Genomic DNA, 20,897 nt, shown 5'->3' with positions numbered 1-20,897 from the left:
GTTTCTAAAAACTGACAGGCCTTTTTATTGAACTATCATTTATTTTTATGGCGGGTTTTTAAATTTGAAATTAAATGGAGAACAGCCGGTGTGCTGTTAGGTAGTTTAGAACTATTTAAAAACCGCGCTATCCGTTACTAGTTTTGTAAAACCTTAAATGGAAGTTTTACAAAAGCTAACCACTACTATCGCTCCCGCGCTTATCCGCTAAAAACAATAATAGCCCAAAAGCAACAGTAAGTTTGCCAATTATTGTAACAGGATTAATTACATTTGTACTATGCCATTAAAGTTTTCATTTATCATTCCGGTTTATAACCGCCCCGACGAAACAGACGAACTTTTACAAAGTTTTGTTGGGTTGGATACCATGACTAAATACGAAATAGTCATTGTAGAAGATGGCTCAAATATCTCATCGAAAGCGATAGTTGATAGTTATAAAGACAAACTGGATATTTCTTATTTCTTTAAGGAAAATTCCGGTCCGGGAGATTCGCGAAATTTCGGCATGCAAAAAGCCAAAGGCAACTACTTTATTATTCTGGATTCCGATTGTATTCTGCCCAGTAATTATTTAAACGAAGTTGAAAAAAGCCTAAAAACCAATTATGTAGATTGTTTTGGCGGACCCGATGCGGCGCACAAATCGTTTACAGATTTACAAAAAGCCATTAATTTTTCAATGACTTCGTTTATTACAACCGGAGGCATTCGGGGGCATAAAAAAAGTGTCGATACCTTTCAACCGCGCAGCTTTAATATGGGCATTTCAAAAGAAGCCTTTTTAGCCTCAAAAGGTTTTGGGCGTATTCACCCGGGAGAAGACCCCGATCTGTCTATTCGTTTATGGCAATTGGGTTTTAAAACCAAACTAATTCCAGAGGCTTTTGTGTATCATAAACGCCGGATTTCTTGGCTCAAGTTTTATAAACAAGTGTATAAATTTGGGTTGGTTCGCCCTATTTTAAATGTATGGCATCCTTCAACAAAAAAAATAACCTATTGGTTTCCAACCTTGTTTTGCGTGGGGTTTTTAGCTGCATTAATCATGCTTTTTCTTGGTGTAAAATGGGCAATAATTGGCTATATGTTGTATTTTGCATTGGCGTTTTTAACCGCTTTGTTAACCACTAAAAGTATTGGTGTTTCGGTATTATCTTTAATGGCAATTGGGGTTCAGTTTTTTGGATATGGTTACGGTTTTTTAAAATCCACAATGGCTATCGGTATTTTAAAAAAAGAACCCGAAACGCATTTTCCGGAATTATTCTTTAAATCAAAATGATAAAAAAAATAAAATCAGATATTAAAACATCAATTAAAACCAGAAAAATCAATGTGTTTTTTTTGTTTCTATTTTTTGCATTTATCATCCTTATCCTTACAAAATTATCAAAGGAATATACAAATACAGTTGTTTTTAATATTGATAAAATTAATGTGCCACAAGAAAACATTATTCTAAACGATTCCAGCGCAAAGCTAAATATAACGCTTAAAACCCACGGGTTTAAATGGCTCACTTACTATTTTAATAAGCCCAAAATTGCGATTGATTTTGTTAAGGATGTCGATAAAATAGATTCCACTTTTGTTTGGAGCAAATCCAAGGCCTATTTACTGGCCAGTACACAGTTTGGAAAACAAGTTGAATTGCTAAATATTTCTCCAGACACATTGCGGTTTCGGTTTGATGTGAATTTGGTAAAAAAAGTACCTGTAATTTTAAATGACGACATAAATTTCAGCCAGGGGTTTGATGTTTCCAAACCTTTTAAAATCACACCCGATTCCATAAAGGTTATTGGCCCAAATGTTTTGGTGTCCCAAGTGCACAGCGTTGAAACCGAGCCTATTAAATTGAACGATGTGAAATCGGATGTAAATAAAGTCATTCAATTACAATTACCCAAAAACAGCAAAGATTTAACATTTTCCGATAAAACGGTAAGTTTAACGGCAACTGTTGAAAAGTTTACCGAAGGCACACTAAAATTGCCCATAAACATAAAAAATATTCCTAACAATAAAACCATTAATTACTTTCCTAAAACGGTAAACGTTACCTATTATACCAGTTTAAATAATTTTAAAACCATTAGTGCAAAAGACTTTAGGGTAGAGTGCGATTTTAGCAAAACCACAGGTAACCAATCTTTTTTGTTGCCCGAATTAACAAAATTCCCAGAAACGGTAAAACGCGCAAAAATTAACCAACAACACATTGAATTTATAATAATAGAATGACGATAGTAGGACTCACAGGTGGCATAGGCAGTGGCAAAACAACGGTAGCCAAAGCGTTTATGGCTTTAGGCGTACCGGTTTATATCGCTGATGAAGAGGCTAAAAAGTTAATGCTTAAATCTAAGGTTATTAAACGTAAACTAATTCAGCTTTTTGGTGATAAAGCCTATGTTAACAATGCATTAAACAAGCCTTTTATAGCCGATATTATTTTTAACGACAATAGTTATCTGGAAAAAATGAATGCTATTGTTCACCCCAGAGTCGCTAAACATTTTACAAAATGGGCATTAAAACAAAATGCGCCCTATGTTATAAAAGAAGTCGCTATTCTGTTTGAAAATGGTGGCCACAAACATTGTGATTTGGTTATCACGGTCACCGCTCCTTTAGAATTAAGATTTGAGCGTTTGCTAAAGCGCGATCAAACGACAAAGCGTAAAATTGAAGCCATTATGAAAAATCAATGGAGCGACGAAGATAAAGTAAAAAACTCCGATTTTGTTATCAATAATATTGCGCTCGAAGACACTGAAAAACAGGTGCTTAAAATCCACGAACAAATTCTAAAAAAACGTAAATAATCATTAAATTTTAACATTTTTGTTAATGTAAGGTTAAATGATAAGAGCATTAAATGTTAAAATGTTAATTTTGAATGATGAGCAAAAAGATATTCATCCTGTTGGTACTTTTAATGAGTATGTCACTTATTGGTATCATATTCGTACAAGCTTATTATATAAAAGACTCAGTAAATAACGAGAAAAAACGTTTCGAATCCAGTGTTACAAACGCATTATACGCCGTTTCTAATAAGATTGAAAAGAATGAGCTTGATACTTATTTTGAGAAATATCAAAAATTAGATAAAGAGAAAAGAAGCGATTCGGCAGCGGTTTCTCAATTATTTATCTACCAACAAAACAACAACACCAAAGAAACACTTATTTACAGAAGTGGAGTTTTAGAAGAGAACTATAAACTGTCTTCATCGCTCTTTGACATTGGTTTAGATAGTATTAACATTAAAAATATTATTGGTAGTTCAAGAATTGAAGTTTATAACGATACGGATTTTTCTGAAAAGGATATTTCCCCAAGCCCAATTTTAAATATCATAAATAGCGGTCATTTAAAAGAGGCTGAGAAGAACTATTTTGATAAAAATTTTAAAGCTTACAGAAAAACAATACCTGTTCATAAAAGGATTTCTAATGATGACATTGATAAATTGTTGTCAGACAGGCTAAGAGTAAATAATTTAGATATTGATTGCGAGTTTGCCATTTATAGTAACGGTTTAGCTACAAAGGTGCATAGTGATAATTTTGAAGGGGTCGATGCATCAACATTTAGTGTGCCTATTTTTTATGATGAAAATAACCGAAGCAGCTATAAGCTTTTAGTAAATTTCCCAGATGATAGAAAGTTTATTTTATCATCAATTATGGGCATGATATTTTTATCGATAATTTTCACGTCCATCATTATTTTGGCCTATTCAAGCGCCTTGTACCAATTGGTTAAGCAGCGTAAAATATCCGAAATTAAAACGGATTTTATAAACAATATGACGCATGAGTTTAAAACGCCAATAGCAACTATTAATTTGGCATTGGATTCTATAAAGAATCCTAAGATTATTGACGATAAAGAGAAAGTTATTCGTTATCTTAATATGATAAAAGAAGAAAATAAACGTATGCATGCGCAAGTTGAAAACGTTTTAAGGATATCTAAACTAGAAAAAAACGAACTTAATATTAGTAAGGATAGAGTGGAGTTGCACGACTTAATAGAAGATGCCATAACGCATGTGCAACTTTTAATTGAGGATAGAAACGGAACGATTACCACGCATTTTGATGCCGAAAAATCATCGGTTTTGGCAAGCGAAATGCACTTTACCAATGTTATAGTAAACATACTGGATAATGCCATTAAGTATTCTCCGGGAAAATTGAAAATTGAAGTTTATACAGAAAATATTGGAACCAATATTTTACTGAAAATAAAAGACTATGGTAGCGGCATGGGTAAAGCTGCCTTAAAACGTGTGTTCGAAAAGTTTTATAGAGAGCACACCGGAAATATACATAACGTTAAAGGTCACGGACTAGGTTTGGCTTATGTAAAACGTATCGTAGACGACCATCAAGGTTATGTAACGGTTGAAAGTGAAAAAGGAAAAGGAAGCACATTTATAATAAAGCTACCTATAATAACATAAACATGGAAGAGCAAAAAAAGAGAATTTTATTAGTAGAGGACGATCCAAATTTCGGTACCGTTCTTAAGGATTATTTAATGATGAATGATTACGACGTGGTCCATGCCAAAAACGGTATGGAAGGCTTCGAGAAGTTCAAAAAAGACGATTTCGATTTGTGCATTCTCGACGTTATGATGCCTTATAAAGATGGCTTTACATTAGCCAAGGAAATTCGAGAAAAAAACACCGATGTTCCTATAGTTTTCCTAACCGCAAAGGCCATGAAAGAAGACGTATTAAAAGGCTATAAAGTTGGGGCAGACGATTATTTAAACAAACCTTTTGACAGCGAAGTGCTTTTAATGAAAATTAAAGCAATCATGCAGCGCAAAGCCACCGAAACCATTTCGGATAGCAAGCAATTTGAGTTTAAAATTGGAGGTTTCGATCTGAATTCCAAATTGCGCTTTTTACGCTATAATGGCGGCGATCCCATTAAATTGTCACCAAAAGAAAATGAGTTATTGCGTTTATTGGCCTTACACGAAAACGATTTGATGCCACGGGAATTAGCACTTACCAAAATTTGGCGCGACGATAATTATTTTACCTCGCGTAGTATGGATGTTTATATTGCAAAACTGCGTAAGTATTTAAAGCTAGACGATAAAGTAGAAATCCTTAACATTCACGGAGAAGGTTTTAGATTGGTCGTGAACAGTTAACAATTCTAAATTTTAAGATATTAAAAATCCAGCTTTATGCTGGATTTTTTTGTTTTGGGCGTTTTGCCGATTCCGAAAGCTATCGGGGAGGCTGACTTTTCTCTATATCTTTTTTTTGACCATAGCGCGAACAAAGGTAACTTTCACTGAGGCACTTGCGCTGAGTGGAGCAGAAGTAAGTTGAAGTATGGCTATCTGTTAAAATGAAAATGCAATTTTTTCCCAATTAAGGCATGAAGATTTATCTTAAAAGAACTTGAAACATATTGTTAACAACTACCCTTTAAATAACTAAAAAACAATTCGCCAATAACTATTTTAATTTTGTAAATTTGCCTGCGTTTATAAGCGCAACATGACAACTACAACAAAATACATATTCGTTACCGGTGGTGTTACATCATCTCTTGGAAAAGGCATAATTGCTGCATCTTTGGCTAAACTATTACAAGCACAAGGATATAGGGTAGCCATTCAAAAACTAGACCCATACATTAATGTCGATCCTGGAACTTTAAATCCCTACGAGCACGGAGAATGCTACGTAACCGAAGACGGTGCGGAAACAGATTTGGATTTGGGACACTACGAGCGTTTTTTAAACGTACCAACAAGTCAAGCCAATAATGTGACAACGGGCAGAATTTACCAAAGTGTGATTCAAAAAGAGCGAAGAGGCGAATTTTTAGGAAAAACGGTACAAGTTGTTCCTCATATTACAGACGAGATAAAACACCGCGTACAACTTTTAGGGAACTCCGGCGATTACGATATTGTAATTACAGAAATTGGCGGAACGGTCGGTGATATCGAATCTTTACCATACATTGAGGCGGTGCGTCAATTACGCTGGGATTTAGGCGATAACAACGGTATTGTTATTCATTTAACATTAGTGCCATACCTATCGGCTGCTGGCGAATTAAAAACCAAACCGACCCAACACAGTGTAAAAACATTGATGGAAAGCGGGATACAAGCCGATGTTTTAGTGTGTAGAACAGAGCACGATTTACCCGAGGATTTACGTCGAAAATTGGCGTTGTTCTGTAACGTGCGCGAAGAAGCCGTGATTCAATCTATTGATGCATCAACCATTTACGATGTGCCAAATTTAATGCTTGAGCAAGGTTTGGATAAAGTAGTGCTTAAAAAATTGGCTTTAAAAAGCACCACGCCAGATATTTCAAAATGGAACCAGTTTTTAGCACGCCATAAAAATCCAAAGTCCGAAATAACCATTGGTTTAATCGGTAAATATGTCGAGTTACAAGATTCGTATAAATCTATTTTAGAAGCTTTTATTCACGCTGGCGCGGAAAATGAAGTAAAAGTGAATATTGAATCGGTTCATTCAGAATACATAAATAGCGATAATGCCAAATTAAAACTATCGCATTTAGATGGTGTTTTGGTAGCACCGGGTTTTGGCGAACGTGGTATTGAAGGTAAAATTGATGCCGTTAAATATGTACGCGAGAATAATGTGCCGTTTTTTGGTATTTGTTTGGGCATGCAAATGGCGGTTATTGAATTTGCACGTAATGTTTTAAATATTGCAGATGCCGATTCTACCGAAATGAACCCCGATACCAAAAACCCAGTTATCGATTTAATGGAAGAACAGAAAAACATTACGGATAAAGGTGGTACCATGCGTTTAGGGGCTTGGGCATGCGATTTAAAAATAGGCAGTAAGGTTAGGGATATTTACAAAGCCGAAACCATTAACGAACGCCATAGGCATCGTTACGAATTTAATGGCAGTTACAAAGCACAAATTGAAGAAGCGGGTATGGTTGCCACGGGGTTAAACCCGGAAACAGGCTTGGTAGAGATTGTTGAAATACCAGAGCATCCTTGGTTTGTGGGCGTGCAATATCACCCCGAATATAAAAGTACGGTGGCAAATCCGCACCCATTATTCGTGGCTTTTGTTAAGGCAGCGCTAAACAACCATAAAAGAAAAAAAGGTGTCAGTATGGCACAAAGTTAAAATTGGATAGTTTATTGATTAAATAAATTTATAAAGACCTGACAGGTTTCTAAAACCTCTCAGGTCTAAAATTTGATTACATGGAAGAAAAAAAATTAGACATTAATTCGATTATAGGTTTTGTACTTATTTTTGGGATATTGATGTTTTGGCTTTGGCAAAACCAACCAACACCAGAAGAATTAGAAGCACAGGAAAAAGCAAAGCAAGAGCAAGTTGAAGCCGAAAACAAAGCTAAAGAAACATCTGAACAAACCAAGGTTACAACAGCTGAAGATTATGCCGCACCAACGGTTTCAGATTCTTTAAAATTAATCAATCTACAAAACAAATTGGGTGCTTTTGCATATTCAGCAGCCCAAGTATCAGATGGCGAAACTGTTGTTGAAAGCGATTTGTTGGCGCTAAAATTCAGTAATAAAGGCGGGTATCTTTCAGAAGTTAAATTAAAGAATTTTGTCAATTTCGATTCGATTCCCATTTATTTAATAAAAGACAATAATGCGGCTTTCAATATAAATTTCGGAACAACCGACAGCAGAATCCTAAACACCAAAGATTTATATTTTGAGCCAACGGTTACCAAAAACGGCGATGTTACTGTGGTTTCAATGAAACTTAAAGCGTCTGAATCTAAATTTTTAGAATACCGTTACGAGATTAAAGAAGGTGATTATATGATGGATTTCACCGTTCGTTCCCAAGGATTGAGCGATGTTTTCAACAGTTCGCAAGCCGTGAATTTAGATTGGAATTTAAAAACCTATCGTCATGCAAAAAGTATTTCCTATGAAAACAGGTATACTGAAGTTGTTTTTGAATACGAAGGTGGAAAAGACGATTATTTGGGGCAACAGGAAAATACTGAGGATACCGCTGAAGATGTTACTTATGTAGCCTTTAAACAGCACTTCTTTACTTCGATATTGTTAGCCGATTCACCGTTTAAAACTGGCAAGTTCACATCTCAAAACTTGGTTCAAGACGAAGAGATTGACACCGTTTACACCAAGGCTTTTGCCGTCTCATTACCTTTAGAACTTACTGGTGGCGAATTAAATAAAAGCATGGATTGGTATTTTGGCCCGAGCGATTATAAAATATTAAATAGCTATGGTAGAAATTTAGATGAAATTGTACCATTGGGTTGGGGTATTTTTGGGTGGATTAACCGTTACCTATTTATTCCCTTATTCGCGTTTTTAGGTGGATTTTTACCTTACGGAATTGCTATTATTGTTATGACGATTTTAATCAAATTACTATTGTCGTTTGTGCAGTACAAGCAGTTTTTATCGCAGGCCAAACTGAAAATTCTAAAACCGGAATTGGACGCCATTCGCGAAAAGCATAAAAACAATAAAGTAAAGGCGCAACAAGAAACCTTGGCACTGCAAACCAAAGCAGGGGCAAGCCCTATGGCGGGTTGTATGCCGGCATTAATACAATTACCGGTGTTTTATGCGTTGTTCCAGTTTTTCCCTTCGGCATTCGACTTACGTCAAAAAAGTTTCCTTTGGGTTGAAGACCTATCATCTTACGATACCATTGCAGAGTTGCCGTTTCACATTCCGTTTTATGGCGATCATGTTAGTTTATTCCCCATTTTGGCATCTGTAGCTATATTCTTTTATATGCGCTTAACCACAGGGCAACAAATGGCATCGCAACCCACGCAAGAGGGGATGCCTGATATGGCTAAAATGATGAAGTATATGATGTACTTTTCACCAATAATGATGCTCTTTTTCTTTAACAATTACGCATCCGGGTTAAGTTTGTATTATTTTATTTCTAACTTGATTAGTATCGGAATTATATTGGTAATTAAGAATTATATTCTTGATGAAGATAAAATTCACGCCCAAATTCAGGAGAACAAAAAGAAGCCTAAAAAACAAGGTCGTTTTCAGAAAAAAATGGCTGAAATGATGGAGCAGGCCGAAAAGCAAAAACAAGCGCAGCAAAAACGTAAATAATCTGGTTTAATTATAAAAATTAACCTCAGGTCGAGGTAAAGATGTATTTAAAAGTTGAGCTGCCAAAAGCCCACATCGAGCCATTGATTAAATTTTAAACCTACCTCTTTAAAGTGTGCAACTTGTTTAAAACCGAATTTTTCGTGCAGTTGTACACTGGCCTCGTTTGGCAGCGTTAGGCCGCCCAAAACCACATGGTAGTTTTCCTGTTTTAAAAGACGAAGTAATTCGGTATAAAGTTTTGTGCCAATTTTTTTTCCGTGTGCGCCGTGTTTAACGTACACCGTAGATTCAACCGTATGGTTATAAGCCGGTTTTGGTCGCCATTTACTTCCGTAGGCATAACCTAAAATAACGTTGTTTTCTTCAAAAACCAAAAAAGGGTATGTTTGATTAATAGCGTTTGTTTTTTCGGTAAAAGCCTCAATGGATAATGGTTCAATATCAAACGTGACAATAGAATTTAGTACATAATAGTTGTAAATGTCTAACAGTGTTTGGGTATCTTTTATGTGAAATGGTCTAATCAAAAAGAGTGAAATTTATTGTTTAACAATGGCTCCGTCTTTATACAAATTTGTTTTTATAAGTGTTCCGTTTATGTCATATTCATTAAGGTTACCATTGCCGTTAACAAAACTTCCTTTATCTAACGAATTACCTTTTCCGTCAAAACAGTTTATAACGTCTTGAAGCCCCCCATAATCACCATATAGTTCGGTTTTGTATAATTTGTTATTGGTATGATAATAAACCCATTCGCCAATTTTTTTGAGATAAGAAAAAGTTGAGGTTTGTCCTTCACTTGAAACGTCTCCGTTTGGGTAGTAATATTTACAATTAAAATCTCCTGAAGTTTCATCTTTTGTTATTTCAGATTCTAAAGCGCCATCTGCATGATAACTAGATCGGGTTAAAAGAATTCCATAAGACATTTTTGCTTTTACCTTTAACTTGCCATTTTCATGGTAATACAAATAGTTGTCTTCCAGTTTATCATCTTTATAAACTGAATTTAATTTAACCTGTCCACTTTGATAGTACTCATTTAATACACCATTCTTTATGCCGTTTTTATAGGTTGTGGTACTCGCCAATTGCCCGTTTGAATAATAGCTAATTAATTCGCCTTCAATGTTACCGTTTACATAATTGCACTTTGCAAAAAGTTGATTATTATTATAATAGGCTACGTAATTGCCATTAGCTTTACCGTTTTCATTATAATTTACTTGACTTTTTAGATTTCCGTTTTTATGATAAGATATAAATTCGCCAACTCTTTTGCCCTCGTTAAAATTGACTTTAGATTTTAATTTTCCGTCTTCATGATAGGTTTTAAACAAGCCGTGGTATTCATCATTTTTATAATTTACTAAAGCCGACAATTGACCACTCTCGTAATATTCTTTTCCAGTTCCTGTCCTTTTTCCTTTATAGCAATAGTCAATAAATTTTAACTTACCGGATGGATAATAATACTTAATCACACCGGATAACAAACCATCTTTTTTTGCGCCCTCCATTTTTAGGGCTCCATCATCAAAATACTCTTTATAAGAGGTTTGAGCTTGCACATTGTAGTAAACACTTATAATTATTAAAAGGATTTTAAACTTCATAAATATTGTTTTTTAATTAATTACCAACCTTTTCGCCTCAACAAATTTTCAATATGGGCAAAATGATGGTTGCTATGCCATGCATAAATGCCTATGTTTTTTTTCAAAATGACTTTATCGTTGGTGTCCGGATGAATAAAGTATTTGTTTAAATCGTTGTCAGATAGGGTTTTAAGCAAATACACTAATTTAAAATGAATCGCTTTTAAATGATTTAGTGACATTTGAATAGGTGCCGATTTAGCATCGTTAAGGGCCGCCCAACGCGCCTCGTAATACGGCTTTATAACTGGGTTTTCTTCGGTTAAAGTCCATTTAAAACGTGTGTAACTATGGTGATGACTATCTGAGAGGTGATGGATAACCTGCCTCATCGTCCAACCATCCGGTCTATATACCGTATCCAATTGTTCATCAGAAAGGTTTTTTACCAAATTTTCCAAGCGGTTGGGAAACTGTTCTAAAGTGGCAATCCAATTTTCAATATGTTCTTTTGAAATGGTTTTCGGACTCTCAAACTGGCCAATAGGATATTTTAGGTTTTGTAGCTCTTGTTCTCCCATACAAACACATATAAGTAATAGTTAGGCAATTTCAATAACACCTTGTTTTACATAGTTTACGGCTTCAAAAATAGTATTGAAATGTTTGATATTTTTAGTGTAGAACAACCTTTCAATCATACCGTTTAATGTCACCGTTTTGTTTGGAGAAACGATGCAATATGCTTTTAAAGTGTAACTGTGCTTAAAAAACTTTAACCAATCTAAAGCTACAACGGAATAAGAGTTAATACGATTGGAAATATAAATAACATCTGCTCCGTTTGTACCTAAAAAAGCGGATACGTCATCAACAATTAATTTAGCTTGATTATCCCAATTAATGATTTGTCCTTGGTTAATTTCAGAAACCACAAACCCATTAAATATATATATGTTGCCAAAAGAGTATGTGAACTCTTTTATGACTTCTGAATATAAATAGGTTTCTTTTAAACTAACCATTACCTAAATATATATTTACACGAGTTTTGCAAGAAATTTAATCGATAAACAAATAGATAATTAGCCGTAATGTACCAAAACAAAAAAAACATCCATAGCGGATGTTTTTTTTTGAAACTTATTTATTGAAGTAAATTTTGAGTCGCCCGATAGGGGACGCACTATTATTTTACATCCATCAGCTCGACATCAAAAATTAATGTGGCATCTGGTGGAATTACTCCGCCTGCGCCTCTGCTTCCGTATCCTAAATCGCTAGGGATTACCAAACGCGCTTTATCGCCTACATTTAACAAACAAATACCTTCGTCCCAACCCGCAATAACTTGACCGACTCCAACAGGAAACTCAAGTGGCTGGTTGCGTTTGTATGAAGAATCAAACACGGTACCATCTGCCAATTGCCCTTTGTAATGTACCGATACGGTTTTACCTTTTTCGGCTTTGGCACCTTTTCCTTCTTGAATGATTTGGTAGCGCAAACCGCTATCTGTTTTATTAAAACCAGCTGCTAATTTATCTAATTCAGCATCCGCTAAAGCTTTGACTTCTGCCAATCGTTTTTCCCTTGAACCCTCAAAGGTTCTAAAGGCCTCAACAGCATTAAAAGCTTCGGCATCAGCACCAACTCTAATAATCTCTAAACTATCGATAAGATCGCCTTGTGCAATGGCATCAACTACATCTTGGCCTTCTTCAACTTTACCAAAAACGGTATGATTGTTATCTAACCAAGGAGTTTCAATATGTGTAATAAAAAACTGACTACCGTTTGTGCCGGGGCCAGCATTTGCCATAGATAACACGCCTGGGCCATCATGTTTTAAATCTGGGTGAAATTCATCATCAAATTTATATCCTGGATTTCCTGATCCCGATCCTTGTGGGCAACCACCTTGAATCATAAAATCTGGAATAACCCTATGGAATTTTAAGCCATCATAATATGGCGTACCTTGTGGTTTTACCGAGTTTTCCAAGTTTCCTTCTGCCAAAGCAACAAAGTTACCTACAGTTCCTGGTGTTTTTTTGTACTCTAAAGCAACAAGAATTTCTCCTTTTGTTGTGTTGAATTTCGCGTATATTCCGTCTTGCATGGTTCTAATTTTTAAGAAAGTGCAAAGGTAGCAATGATTTACGAATTTCGTTTTATGAATTCCGATTTTTTAATGTTAATAGAAGTTTAAAGCAACCCTTGACAATGGCTATTTAAAGTGGAATATTGCCGTGTTTCCGCTTGGGTATTTCAACTTTTTTATCTTCCAACATACTAAAGGCCTTAATTAATTTTCGCCTCGTGTTTTTTGGCAGAATTACCTCGTCTATAAAACCCCGTTCTGCGGCACGATAAGGGTTTGCAAATTTTTCAGCATATTCGGCTTCTTTTTTAGCAAGCTTTTCAACCGGATCGTCGGCATTGGCTATTTCTTTTTTAAAGATAATTTCACTCGCGCCTTTTGCGCCCATTACCGCAATTTCGGCTCCCGGCCATGCATAATTTAAATCCGCTCCAATATGTTTGGAATTCATAACATCGTAAGCACCGCCATAGGCTTTTCTTGTAATTACCGTTACTCGTGGTACGGTAGCTTCACTTAAAGCATACAATAGTTTGGCGCCGTTTACAATAATACCATTCCACTCTTGGTCGGTGCCTGGTAAAAATCCGGGAACATCAACCAAAACGAGCAACGGAATATTAAAACAGTCGCAAAAACGGGTAAAGCGTGCTGCCTTTTTAGAGCTATTTACATCTAAAACGCCTGCTAAAAACTGCGGCTGATTGGCAACGATACCAATACTTTTTCCGCCTAAGCGTGCGAAACCCACAATGATGTTTTCGGCGTAATCTTTGTGAATTTCGTAAAAGGAATCCGTATCGATAATCCCAGCGATTACGGCATGCATATCGTACGGTTTATTAGGGTTGTCTGGAACAATATCCGATAATACATCTCGTATTTCATCATGGAGTTCAAACGCCATTCTATTTGGAGTTTCGGTATTGTTTTGAGGCAAATAACCCAATAGATTTTTTATATCTTCTAAACATTCAATATCGTTAGCCGAGATTTTATGGGCCACACCAGATTTTGAAGCATGGGTGTAAGCACCGCCTAATTCTTCGCTTGTAACTTCTTCATTGGTCACGGTTTTTACAACATTGGGGCCTGTAACAAACATATAGCTTGTGTTTTCTACCATCATTGTAAAATCGGTCATTGCCGGAGAATACACCGCGCCACCGGCACAGGGTCCCATAATGGCCGAAATTTGGGGAATAACGCCTGAGGCTTGTACATTTCTGTAAAAAATATCGGCATATCCACCCAACGAGCGCACACCTTCCTGAATACGCGCCCCACCAGAATCGTTAAGCCCGATAATGGGTGCACCAACTTTAACGGCCAAATCCATGATTTTACAGATTTTTTCGGCATGTGTTTCGGAAAGTGCCCCACCAAAAACGGTGAAATCTTGGGCGTAAATATATACCAATCGGCCATTAACAGTGCCATAGCCCGTTATAACGCCATCGCCGTAATAGATTTGGTTTTCCATACCAAAATCGGTGGTTCTGTGCGTTACCAAAGCACCAATTTCCTCAAAGGAACCTTCGTCCATTAAATAGTTTACACGTTCTCTCGCCGTTAGTTTTTTCTTGGCGTGTTGTTTATCAATACGTTTTTGTCCGCCACCTAAATGTGCTAAATGAAGTTTCTCGTTTAACTTATCTATTTTGTTTTTCTTTGAATCCATATTTTATCTTTTGGTGTTGAGCGTATAACTCTGAAAGCTGCGTCTGAAAACTGTGACTAATTTGGCAATCGTAATTGTTTTTGGTCTTTTAAATACTGCTTTAAAGCAATCAATGCAGCGATTTTAGCTTCATTTTCAGTTGCTTTTTGTAATGCCGCAGGCGCGTAATGGTTTTTTACAAAATGCGTATCGAAATCCCCGGAACGAAACGCTTCGTGCTCACACACATATTTACCAAACGCCAATGTGGTTTGCACGCCTTCAACATGATAATTTTCTATGGCTTCAATCATAAGTTGGATAGCGGCTTCCCGCGTTTTTCCGTAAGTAATTAATTTGGCAAGCATCGGGTCGTAATAAATAGGTATTTCCATACCTTCTTCAAAACCATTATCGACACGAATGTTTTTACCTTCGGGCAGTTTGTAAGTTTCTAAAGTGCCCACACTCGGTAAAAAATCGCTTAAAGGATCTTCGGCATAAACCCGTAATTCCAAAGCATGCCCTTTTATTTTTAAATCTTTTTGATTGATTTGAAGTGCTTCACCGCGAGCCACGCGAATTTGAAGTTCAACCAAATCGACACCACAAATTATTTCGGTAACCGGATGTTCCACTTGCAAACGCGTATTCATTTCCAAGAAATAGAAATTATGGTTTTCATCCAATAAAAACTCAACAGTTCCAGCGCCTAAATAATCGCAGGATTCAGCGACTTTAATGGCGGCTTCACCCATTTTTTCTCTTAATTCAGGGGTTAAAACAGATGATGGTGCTTCTTCAACCACCTTTTGATGACGCCGTTGGATACTGCATTCACGTTCAAAAAAATGTAAAATATTACCATGGCTGTCGGCTACAATTTGAATTTCAATATGACGCGGCGAACTCACATATTTTTCTATAAAAACGGAACCATCGCCAAAAGCCGAAGTCGCTTCACTAATAGCGCGCTTCATTTGCGACTCTAAATCGCTTTCTTTTTCAACCACGCGCATACCTTTTCCGCCCCCGCCAGCTGAGGCCTTTATCAATATTGGAAAACCGATTTCTTCAGCGATGGCTTTTGCTTTTTCAACATCGGTAATGGCTTCATCAATTCCGGGAACCATGGGGATGTTGTATTGTTTTACAGCTTCTTTGGCAGCCAGTTTACTGCCCATCATTTTAATGGCTTTTGATTTTGGACCAATAAAGATGATGTTGTTTGTTTCGCACAATTCGGCAAAATCGGCATTTTCACTTAAAAAACCATATCCCGGATGAATGGCGTCGACCTTAAGCTGTTTGGCAACTTCTATAATTTTATCGCCTCGTAAATACGATTGATTTGAAGGTGGATCGCCAATGCAAACGGCTTCGTCTGCAAATTTAACATGGGGCGCATTTCTATCGGCCTTAGAAAAAACAGCGACTGTTTTTAGTCCCATTTTTTGAGCGGTCTTCATCACTCTAATGGCTATTTCGCCTCGGTTTGCAATTAATATTTTTTTCATTAAAAAATATATTTATTTCATTTCCTCGAAGGAGGAAAATAGTTTTATACTTTAAACCTACAAGGTTTTTAAAACCTTGCAGGAAATTATTTTGGATACTTGTGCATTATGCGTAAAAGCCATCAATTCACGAATATTGAATTACATTTTTTGATAGTAAAGTGGTGTCATTAAACATTCGTGTGTTCGTGGCTGCTTTTCATTTATTCGAATTCAATTAACAACTGATTTTTCTCTACAGCGTCACCTTGGCTTGCAGTAATCGATTTAATTATCCCATCTCGTGGCGAGGTAATTATGTTTTCCATTTTCATAGCTTCAAGAATAAGCAAGGTGTCGTTTTCTTTAACTTCTTGATTTTCTTTAACCTGTATTTCCAGAATTAAACCGGGCATGGGCGCTTTAATGGAATTGACGTGTTTTGTTGAGCCTATTGCAAAACCCATCTCTTTTATCAAAATATCTAAATCGTTGAAAATATTTATGTTATACCTGTTGTTGTTAACTTTTACTTGATATGTTTTGTTGTTAAAATTTGATTCTTGAATATCGACTTTATATGATTTATGATGATGAATAACATGAAATTCAGAGTCTGAAATTTGAATGGCATCAAGTTTTGTAACAGCTTCTTGATTGATTTCAAAATCGAAGGTATTATTGACGTTGGTTTTGAAGGTTTGACTCATAGTTTACAAATTGATTAGTTGTAAATATAAGCAATATTATAAGCTGGTTTATTTTTTTAGAAGCCGAATTTAAGTGAAAGAAAGTTAGGCAAGGGCCTGTAAAATGTTTTGAAAAACAGTTTCGTAATACGATTTATTTGACGCCACAAAGTGATTGTTATTTGTGTTTATGCTGTCAATAAGGTTGTTGAAATCATCAAAAGAAACGAGTTTTAAGGCTTCAACTTCGTCTTTTTGAGGCGTTAATTCGTCAATTGAAACGCTTAATTCGCAGATAAATGCGTGATGAAATTCGTTGTCGACAATGCCATTTTCATAAGATTGAAAGCATTCAAAAACACCAATTCTATTCAAATCGCTTTCAGAAATATGCAATCCAATTTCTTCTTTGGTTTCCCGAATGGCAGCTTGTTTTATGGTTTCGCCGGCATCAACATGTCCGGCAACAGAGACGTCCCACAATAGCGGGCAAATGGTTTTTTTTGCCGAACGTTGCGCTAATAAAATATGTCTTTCTTGAGTGTAAAACCAAACATGGGCCGTATTGTGGTAATGGCCTTTTTGGTGGATGATTGATTTGAGTACAGACTTACCCGTTGGTTCGCCTTGTTTTGTAACGATATCAATAAATTCCTCCATGTTATTTCTTTATAAATGTGAAGCTATACAGGCAACAAGCGGTTTAAAATCCTCTGCCGTATTAAACAAATGGCAAGAAATCCTGATGTAATTACCACGAAACGACACAAAAATATTTTTACTGAATAAGTCTTTCTTTAAAGCATCAAGATTTAATTCTTTTGGTAGTTTAATTCCAAATAGGTGGTGTGTTCTGTAATGGTCGTCTTCAATGATACAACCTAGGTTTTTCAATTCTTTTACCGCTTCGGCAGAAATATCTTTACAATAATCTTGAATCCTTTTTGGCGTCCATTCCAAAACTTGATTTAAAGCTTCAATTTGCATTTTCACGTAGATAAAATTTCCGCTTTCACCAACCGAATAACGATTGGCCAACGGTTTGTATTCCCGTTGATAATTAGTAAGTCCAGCAAAGTTTTCGCTATCTAATCGGTTCGACCAATTTTCTTCAATCGGATTTCCATTATCAAAGTATTCGCCAAAATACCCATAGGCACATCCGTAAGGGCCAAAAAGCCATTTGTAACCAGCGCAAATAAGGGCGTCTGGCTTAATGTCTTTTACCGAAAAAGGTAACGCACCAACCGATTGCGATCCATCAATAATTAAAAGCGCAGCGTGTTGTTTTGCTTTATTGCTAATCGTTTTTAAATCGAACAAACTGCCGTTGGACCAATGGATGTTTCCCATAGCAATTACAGCGGTATTGCTGTTTATAGCGTTTAAAATGGCTTCGTTCCAAAGCTTAACACGATTGGTTTCCGTATTTGGAGCGCTCACCGTTTTTATTTTAGCATGGTATTTTTTGGCTAATTTTTGCCAGGAATAAACATTGCTGGGAAACTGCTCGTCAATAATTAAAATCTCATCATGTTCCTTTAAAACTATGTTATTCGCAACGGTTGCCATACCGTAAGATACCGATGGCATGGTAGCAATGCGATTAAAATCATCGGCATCAATCAATTCTGCAAATAGTTTTTTAAGCTCGATAACCGGTTCAAAATAATCAGAAACCCTAATGTCATAAGGCCTATTTTTTTGTTTTAAACCTTCTAATCCAGCTTCATAAATCGATTTGAAAGCAGGCGATTGGCTCGCAATGTTCAAATACGTTATATCCTCAGGAATATCAAATAATTGTTTCTGATGTTGCATGACATAGAGTTTATGTTAGGTTGGCCGCAGTCCGTATGTTTCAAAAGTAATCCACTGCGTTCAACCGGACATTTTAATCTTATTCTGCTTATTTAAAATACGAAAACGTTTCCCCGTCTTTTATTTTAAGTAGCGTTTCGTAAATTAGTTTTATCACGTTTTCCACATCGTCTCTATGCACCATTTCTACCGTGGTGTGCATGTAGCGCAGAGGTAACGATATTAATGCTGAAGCAACGCCACCATTGCTATAAGCAAAAGCATCGGTGTCGGTGCCGGTGGCTCTTGAGAGTGCCGAACGTTGGAAAGGTATCTTTTTGGCCTCGGCGGTTTCGGTAATTAAATCGCGCAGTTTTTGCTGTACCGCTGGCGCATAAGCTATAACGGGACCTTTGCCCAATTCCAGATGACCTTCTTTTTTCTTTTCAATCATCGGGGTAGTGGTGTCGTGCGTAACATCGGTAACAATGGCCACATTGGGTTTAATGGTGTGGGTAATCATTTCCGCACCGCGCAAACCAATTTCCTCTTGAACGGAATTGGTAATGTACAATCCAAAAGGCAGTTCTTTTTTATTCTCTTTAAGCAATCGCGCCACTTCGGCAATCATAAAACCACCCATGCGGTTATCTAAAGCGCGACAAACAAAATTATCTTTATTTAAAATATGAAATTCGTCCGGATAGGTAATTACGCAGCCCACGTGCACACCCAGCTTTTCAACATCCTCCTTGGTTTTGCAACCGCAATCAATAAAAATATTATCTGGTTTTGGTGCTTCTTCTTTAGCTTTATTGCGCGTATGGATGGCCGGCCAACCAAAAACACCTTTAACAATGCCCTTTTTGGTGTGGATATTTACAATTTTACTCGGCGCAATTTGGTGGTCGCTACCGCCGTTTCTAATCACGTAAATCAATCCGTTGTCGCTTATGTAATTCACGTACCACGAAATTTCATCGGCATGTCCTTCAATAACCACTTTGTATTTTGCCTTCGGATTTATTACACCCACCGCAGTGCCGTAAGTATCGGTAATAAACTCATCCACATAAGGTTTTAGGTAGTCCATCCACAATTTTTGCCCCGTCCATTCGTAGCCGGTTGGGGCGGCGTTGTTTAAATATGTTTCTAAAAAGTCTATCGATTTTTTATTAAGAATGCGCTTTTTTGCCATGTTTTAAAATTTTCAACTAAAATAATAATATAAAACGGAAATGATAGATTTAAGCAGGCTCTTATTACGAAAAGTTTTGGGCGTTACCCAAGGGTCGGGCTTTACGTTGCAAGTCCTCGCGCCAAAAAAGGCGCTGTGGGCTTTCCTCTGCAATCCCTAACGCAGGTGTTTGCTAACTCCGGTTTTAACCATTGCGCTGTTTTGTTTTTTGGAACGGTTAGCCTTTTGAAGAAAACTATGTTTCACAAATAGCTTAAAACGGCTTGTTTTTTAACTCAGTTCTTTGTTAGGCACAGTTATTCATTATACCACGAGTAAATTAATTCCGTTATTTTCTCTACATCATTTTCATTCACCGAAAGTCCATATGTAGTAATTAATTCGCTTGTTATTACTCTTTTTATTTTTTCCAATTCGTAACCATTCTGCAAGTCAAGAATTAGTTTTTTGCTTAATTTTTTAAAAGAATCGCTTTTACCAGATGGCATAATATTGGTCTGGTATATAATTTTACTCAACGCATTAATGTTTTGTTGGTCAAGAACTTTCATTCAATTTTTTTAAGATGCTAATTAATTCAGTTTTCTTACTAACTGTTCTATCATTGTGCGTTTCCCAAGAACAATATTCAGTCAGATTTTCATTTAATCCAATTAGGAAATTCCGATGTCCATTATACCAAGTCTCCGGTTTTTCAGATTCAAACCAATTCCGCAAGAGTGGGATTCCGATTTCTATTAGGAATTTTTTAATCCGCTTATTGTTTTCTATTTCAACCGCTTTTAAATTTATAGTCCATTTGTCTAAAGGTTTTGAGTAAGTTCCAGAAATCACTCTCCAAAACCTTAAAAGGTCTCTTGATTGTCCTTTCATAGTTCTTCCATTCCAACCAGGAACAGAAACTCCCATTCGATGACCTTTTTCTTTGTCAAATGAAATTGATAAATCGTCATAAATTCCAATTCCGCTCAACATTTCCGAAACCTGTTTAGTTCCGATTGAGTGAGTAAACCCTTTAATTGGATGCGATTTGTAACTTGTCTTTATCAATGTTCGTTTTAATTGTGCCTAACGTAAAATATATGAAAAGTAAGGGATTAAAAAATCAATTACCTTCTGATTTTACCAAAGCCAATTTAGTAAATAAATGTTTAATATGTAAGATAAATATTAATTTTCTG

At 36.2% G+C, this 20,897-nt stretch carries 20 protein-coding genes; 7 read left to right on the top strand and 13 right to left on the bottom strand.

Annotation, left to right across the window (positions count from 1 at the left end):
• Window positions 1-280: 280 nt before the first annotated feature.
• From ACN5J7_RS13795 to yidC, 7 genes are all read left to right on the top strand, one after another.
• Window positions 281-1,288 carry a glycosyltransferase gene (locus ACN5J7_RS13795; RefSeq protein ID WP_418604351.1) on the top strand — a complete coding sequence of 336 codons (1,008 nt, stop codon included), beginning with the start codon at window positions 281-283 and terminating at the stop codon, window positions 1,286-1,288.
• The gene (locus tag ACN5J7_RS13790; protein ID WP_418604350.1) at window positions 1,285-2,250 is read left to right on the top strand and encodes a YbbR-like domain-containing protein; all 966 of its coding nucleotides are present in this window, start codon (window positions 1,285-1,287) and stop codon (window positions 2,248-2,250) included. Before ACN5J7_RS13795 ends, ACN5J7_RS13790 begins: the two co-directional genes overlap by 4 nt.
• Window positions 2,247-2,834: a dephospho-CoA kinase gene (gene coaE / locus ACN5J7_RS13785; RefSeq protein WP_418604349.1), complete on the top strand. Its 588-nt coding sequence runs from the start codon at window positions 2,247-2,249 to the stop codon at window positions 2,832-2,834. Before ACN5J7_RS13790 ends, coaE begins: the two co-directional genes overlap by 4 nt.
• Before the next feature lie 77 nt (window positions 2,835-2,911).
• Window positions 2,912-4,483: a sensor histidine kinase gene (locus ACN5J7_RS13780; protein ID WP_418604441.1), complete on the top strand. Its 1,572-nt coding sequence runs from the start codon at window positions 2,912-2,914 to the stop codon at window positions 4,481-4,483.
• A gap of 2 nt (window positions 4,484-4,485) precedes the next feature.
• Window positions 4,486-5,190, top strand: a complete 705-nt coding sequence (locus tag ACN5J7_RS13775) for a response regulator transcription factor (RefSeq protein WP_311938817.1) — start codon at window positions 4,486-4,488, stop codon at window positions 5,188-5,190.
• Between the two features lie 355 nt (window positions 5,191-5,545).
• Window positions 5,546-7,186: a CTP synthase gene (locus ACN5J7_RS13770; RefSeq protein ID WP_418604348.1), complete on the top strand. Its 1,641-nt coding sequence runs from the start codon at window positions 5,546-5,548 to the stop codon at window positions 7,184-7,186.
• A gap of 80 nt (window positions 7,187-7,266) precedes the next feature.
• On the top strand, window positions 7,267-9,165 hold the full coding sequence (yidC, locus tag ACN5J7_RS13765) for a membrane protein insertase YidC (protein ID WP_418604347.1): 1,899 nt from the start codon (window positions 7,267-7,269) through the stop codon (window positions 9,163-9,165).
• Window positions 9,166-9,212: 47 nt separating this feature from the next.
• On the opposite strand, the gene ACN5J7_RS13760 is transcribed toward yidC, so the two are convergent.
• The 13 genes from ACN5J7_RS13760 to ACN5J7_RS13700 all read right to left on the bottom strand — a co-directional run bounded on the left by ACN5J7_RS13760 (window position 9,213) and on the right by ACN5J7_RS13700 (window position 20,691).
• Window positions 9,213-9,695, bottom strand: coding sequence for an N-acetyltransferase family protein (locus ACN5J7_RS13760; RefSeq protein WP_311938811.1), 483 nt, complete (start codon window positions 9,693-9,695; stop codon window positions 9,213-9,215).
• 12 nt (window positions 9,696-9,707) lie between these two features.
• Window positions 9,708-10,787, bottom strand: coding sequence for a toxin-antitoxin system YwqK family antitoxin (locus ACN5J7_RS13755; RefSeq protein WP_311938809.1), 1,080 nt, complete (start codon window positions 10,785-10,787; stop codon window positions 9,708-9,710).
• Window positions 10,788-10,807: 20 nt separating this feature from the next.
• Window positions 10,808-11,350: a YfiT family bacillithiol transferase gene (locus ACN5J7_RS13750; protein ID WP_418604346.1), complete on the bottom strand. Its 543-nt coding sequence runs from the start codon at window positions 11,348-11,350 to the stop codon at window positions 10,808-10,810.
• Between the two features lie 21 nt (window positions 11,351-11,371).
• Window positions 11,372-11,794, bottom strand: coding sequence for a hypothetical protein (locus ACN5J7_RS13745; RefSeq protein ID WP_311938806.1), 423 nt, complete (start codon window positions 11,792-11,794; stop codon window positions 11,372-11,374).
• Between the two features lie 164 nt (window positions 11,795-11,958).
• Window positions 11,959-12,891: a peptidylprolyl isomerase gene (locus tag ACN5J7_RS13740; protein WP_311938804.1), complete on the bottom strand. Its 933-nt coding sequence runs from the start codon at window positions 12,889-12,891 to the stop codon at window positions 11,959-11,961.
• Between the two features lie 112 nt (window positions 12,892-13,003).
• The gene (locus ACN5J7_RS13735) at window positions 13,004-14,554 is read right to left on the bottom strand and encodes an acyl-CoA carboxylase subunit beta (protein WP_418604345.1); all 1,551 of its coding nucleotides are present in this window, start codon (window positions 14,552-14,554) and stop codon (window positions 13,004-13,006) included.
• 56 nt (window positions 14,555-14,610) lie between these two features.
• Window positions 14,611-16,050 (bottom strand): acetyl-CoA carboxylase biotin carboxylase subunit, encoded by a 1,440-nt coding sequence (gene accC / locus ACN5J7_RS13730; RefSeq protein WP_418604344.1) that lies wholly within the window; start codon window positions 16,048-16,050, stop codon window positions 14,611-14,613.
• 203 nt (window positions 16,051-16,253) lie between these two features.
• Window positions 16,254-16,739 (bottom strand): acetyl-CoA carboxylase biotin carboxyl carrier protein subunit, encoded by a 486-nt coding sequence (locus ACN5J7_RS13725; RefSeq protein ID WP_418604343.1) that lies wholly within the window; start codon window positions 16,737-16,739, stop codon window positions 16,254-16,256.
• 84 nt (window positions 16,740-16,823) lie between these two features.
• Window positions 16,824-17,378: an NUDIX hydrolase gene (locus ACN5J7_RS13720; protein ID WP_418604342.1), complete on the bottom strand. Its 555-nt coding sequence runs from the start codon at window positions 17,376-17,378 to the stop codon at window positions 16,824-16,826.
• Window positions 17,379-17,387: 9 nt separating this feature from the next.
• On the bottom strand, window positions 17,388-18,539 hold the full coding sequence (locus ACN5J7_RS13715) for an aminotransferase class V-fold PLP-dependent enzyme (protein WP_418604341.1): 1,152 nt from the start codon (window positions 18,537-18,539) through the stop codon (window positions 17,388-17,390).
• An 88-nt stretch (window positions 18,540-18,627) separates the two neighbouring features.
• Entirely contained in the window at window positions 18,628-19,716 is a 1,089-nt protein-coding gene (locus ACN5J7_RS13710) for a M42 family metallopeptidase (protein WP_311938793.1), read from the bottom strand.
• Between the two features lie 296 nt (window positions 19,717-20,012).
• Window positions 20,013-20,267 (bottom strand): hypothetical protein, encoded by a 255-nt coding sequence (locus tag ACN5J7_RS13705; protein WP_418604340.1) that lies wholly within the window; start codon window positions 20,265-20,267, stop codon window positions 20,013-20,015.
• Window positions 20,254-20,691 (bottom strand): hypothetical protein, encoded by a 438-nt coding sequence (locus ACN5J7_RS13700; RefSeq protein WP_418604339.1) that lies wholly within the window; start codon window positions 20,689-20,691, stop codon window positions 20,254-20,256. The genes ACN5J7_RS13705 and ACN5J7_RS13700 overlap by 14 nt, the downstream gene beginning before the upstream one ends.
• Between the last annotated feature and the right edge of the window lie 206 nt (window positions 20,692-20,897).

This window comes from Hwangdonia sp., from assembly GCF_048381975.1.
In the GTDB taxonomy this organism is placed as follows: Bacteria; Bacteroidota; Bacteroidia; order Flavobacteriales; family Flavobacteriaceae; genus Hwangdonia; species Hwangdonia seohaensis.
This window is presented reverse-complemented; position numbering and strand designations above follow the sequence as displayed.

Coding starts and splice junctions, on each gene's coding strand:
- ACN5J7_RS13795 (WP_418604351.1), top strand. CDS start 281: ATGCCATTAAAGTTTTCATTTATCATTCCGGTTTATAACCGCCCCGAC.
- ACN5J7_RS13790 (WP_418604350.1), top strand. CDS start 1,285: ATGATAAAAAAAATAAAATCAGATATTAAAACATCAATTAAAACCAGA.
- coaE (WP_418604349.1), top strand. CDS start 2,247: ATGACGATAGTAGGACTCACAGGTGGCATAGGCAGTGGCAAAACAACG.
- ACN5J7_RS13780 (WP_418604441.1), top strand. CDS start 2,912: ATGAGCAAAAAGATATTCATCCTGTTGGTACTTTTAATGAGTATGTCA.
- ACN5J7_RS13775 (WP_311938817.1), top strand. CDS start 4,486: ATGGAAGAGCAAAAAAAGAGAATTTTATTAGTAGAGGACGATCCAAAT.
- ACN5J7_RS13770 (WP_418604348.1), top strand. CDS start 5,546: ATGACAACTACAACAAAATACATATTCGTTACCGGTGGTGTTACATCA.
- yidC (WP_418604347.1), top strand. CDS start 7,267: ATGGAAGAAAAAAAATTAGACATTAATTCGATTATAGGTTTTGTACTT.
- ACN5J7_RS13755 (WP_311938809.1), bottom strand. CDS start 10,787: ATGAAGTTTAAAATCCTTTTAATAATTATAAGTGTTTACTACAATGTG.
- ACN5J7_RS13750 (WP_418604346.1), bottom strand. CDS start 11,350: ATGGGAGAACAAGAGCTACAAAACCTAAAATATCCTATTGGCCAGTTT.
- ACN5J7_RS13745 (WP_311938806.1), bottom strand. CDS start 11,794: ATGGTTAGTTTAAAAGAAACCTATTTATATTCAGAAGTCATAAAAGAG.
- ACN5J7_RS13740 (WP_311938804.1), bottom strand. CDS start 12,891: ATGCAAGACGGAATATACGCGAAATTCAACACAACAAAAGGAGAAATT.
- ACN5J7_RS13735 (WP_418604345.1), bottom strand. CDS start 14,554: ATGGATTCAAAGAAAAACAAAATAGATAAGTTAAACGAGAAACTTCAT.
- accC (WP_418604344.1), bottom strand. CDS start 16,050: ATGAAAAAAATATTAATTGCAAACCGAGGCGAAATAGCCATTAGAGTG.
- ACN5J7_RS13725 (WP_418604343.1), bottom strand. CDS start 16,739: ATGAGTCAAACCTTCAAAACCAACGTCAATAATACCTTCGATTTTGAA.
- ACN5J7_RS13720 (WP_418604342.1), bottom strand. CDS start 17,378: ATGGAGGAATTTATTGATATCGTTACAAAACAAGGCGAACCAACGGGT.
- ACN5J7_RS13715 (WP_418604341.1), bottom strand. CDS start 18,539: ATGCAACATCAGAAACAATTATTTGATATTCCTGAGGATATAACGTAT.
- ACN5J7_RS13710 (WP_311938793.1), bottom strand. CDS start 19,716: ATGGCAAAAAAGCGCATTCTTAATAAAAAATCGATAGACTTTTTAGAA.
- ACN5J7_RS13705 (WP_418604340.1), bottom strand. CDS start 20,267: ATGAAAGTTCTTGACCAACAAAACATTAATGCGTTGAGTAAAATTATA.
- ACN5J7_RS13700 (WP_418604339.1), bottom strand. CDS start 20,691: ATGTTGAGCGGAATTGGAATTTATGACGATTTATCAATTTCATTTGAC.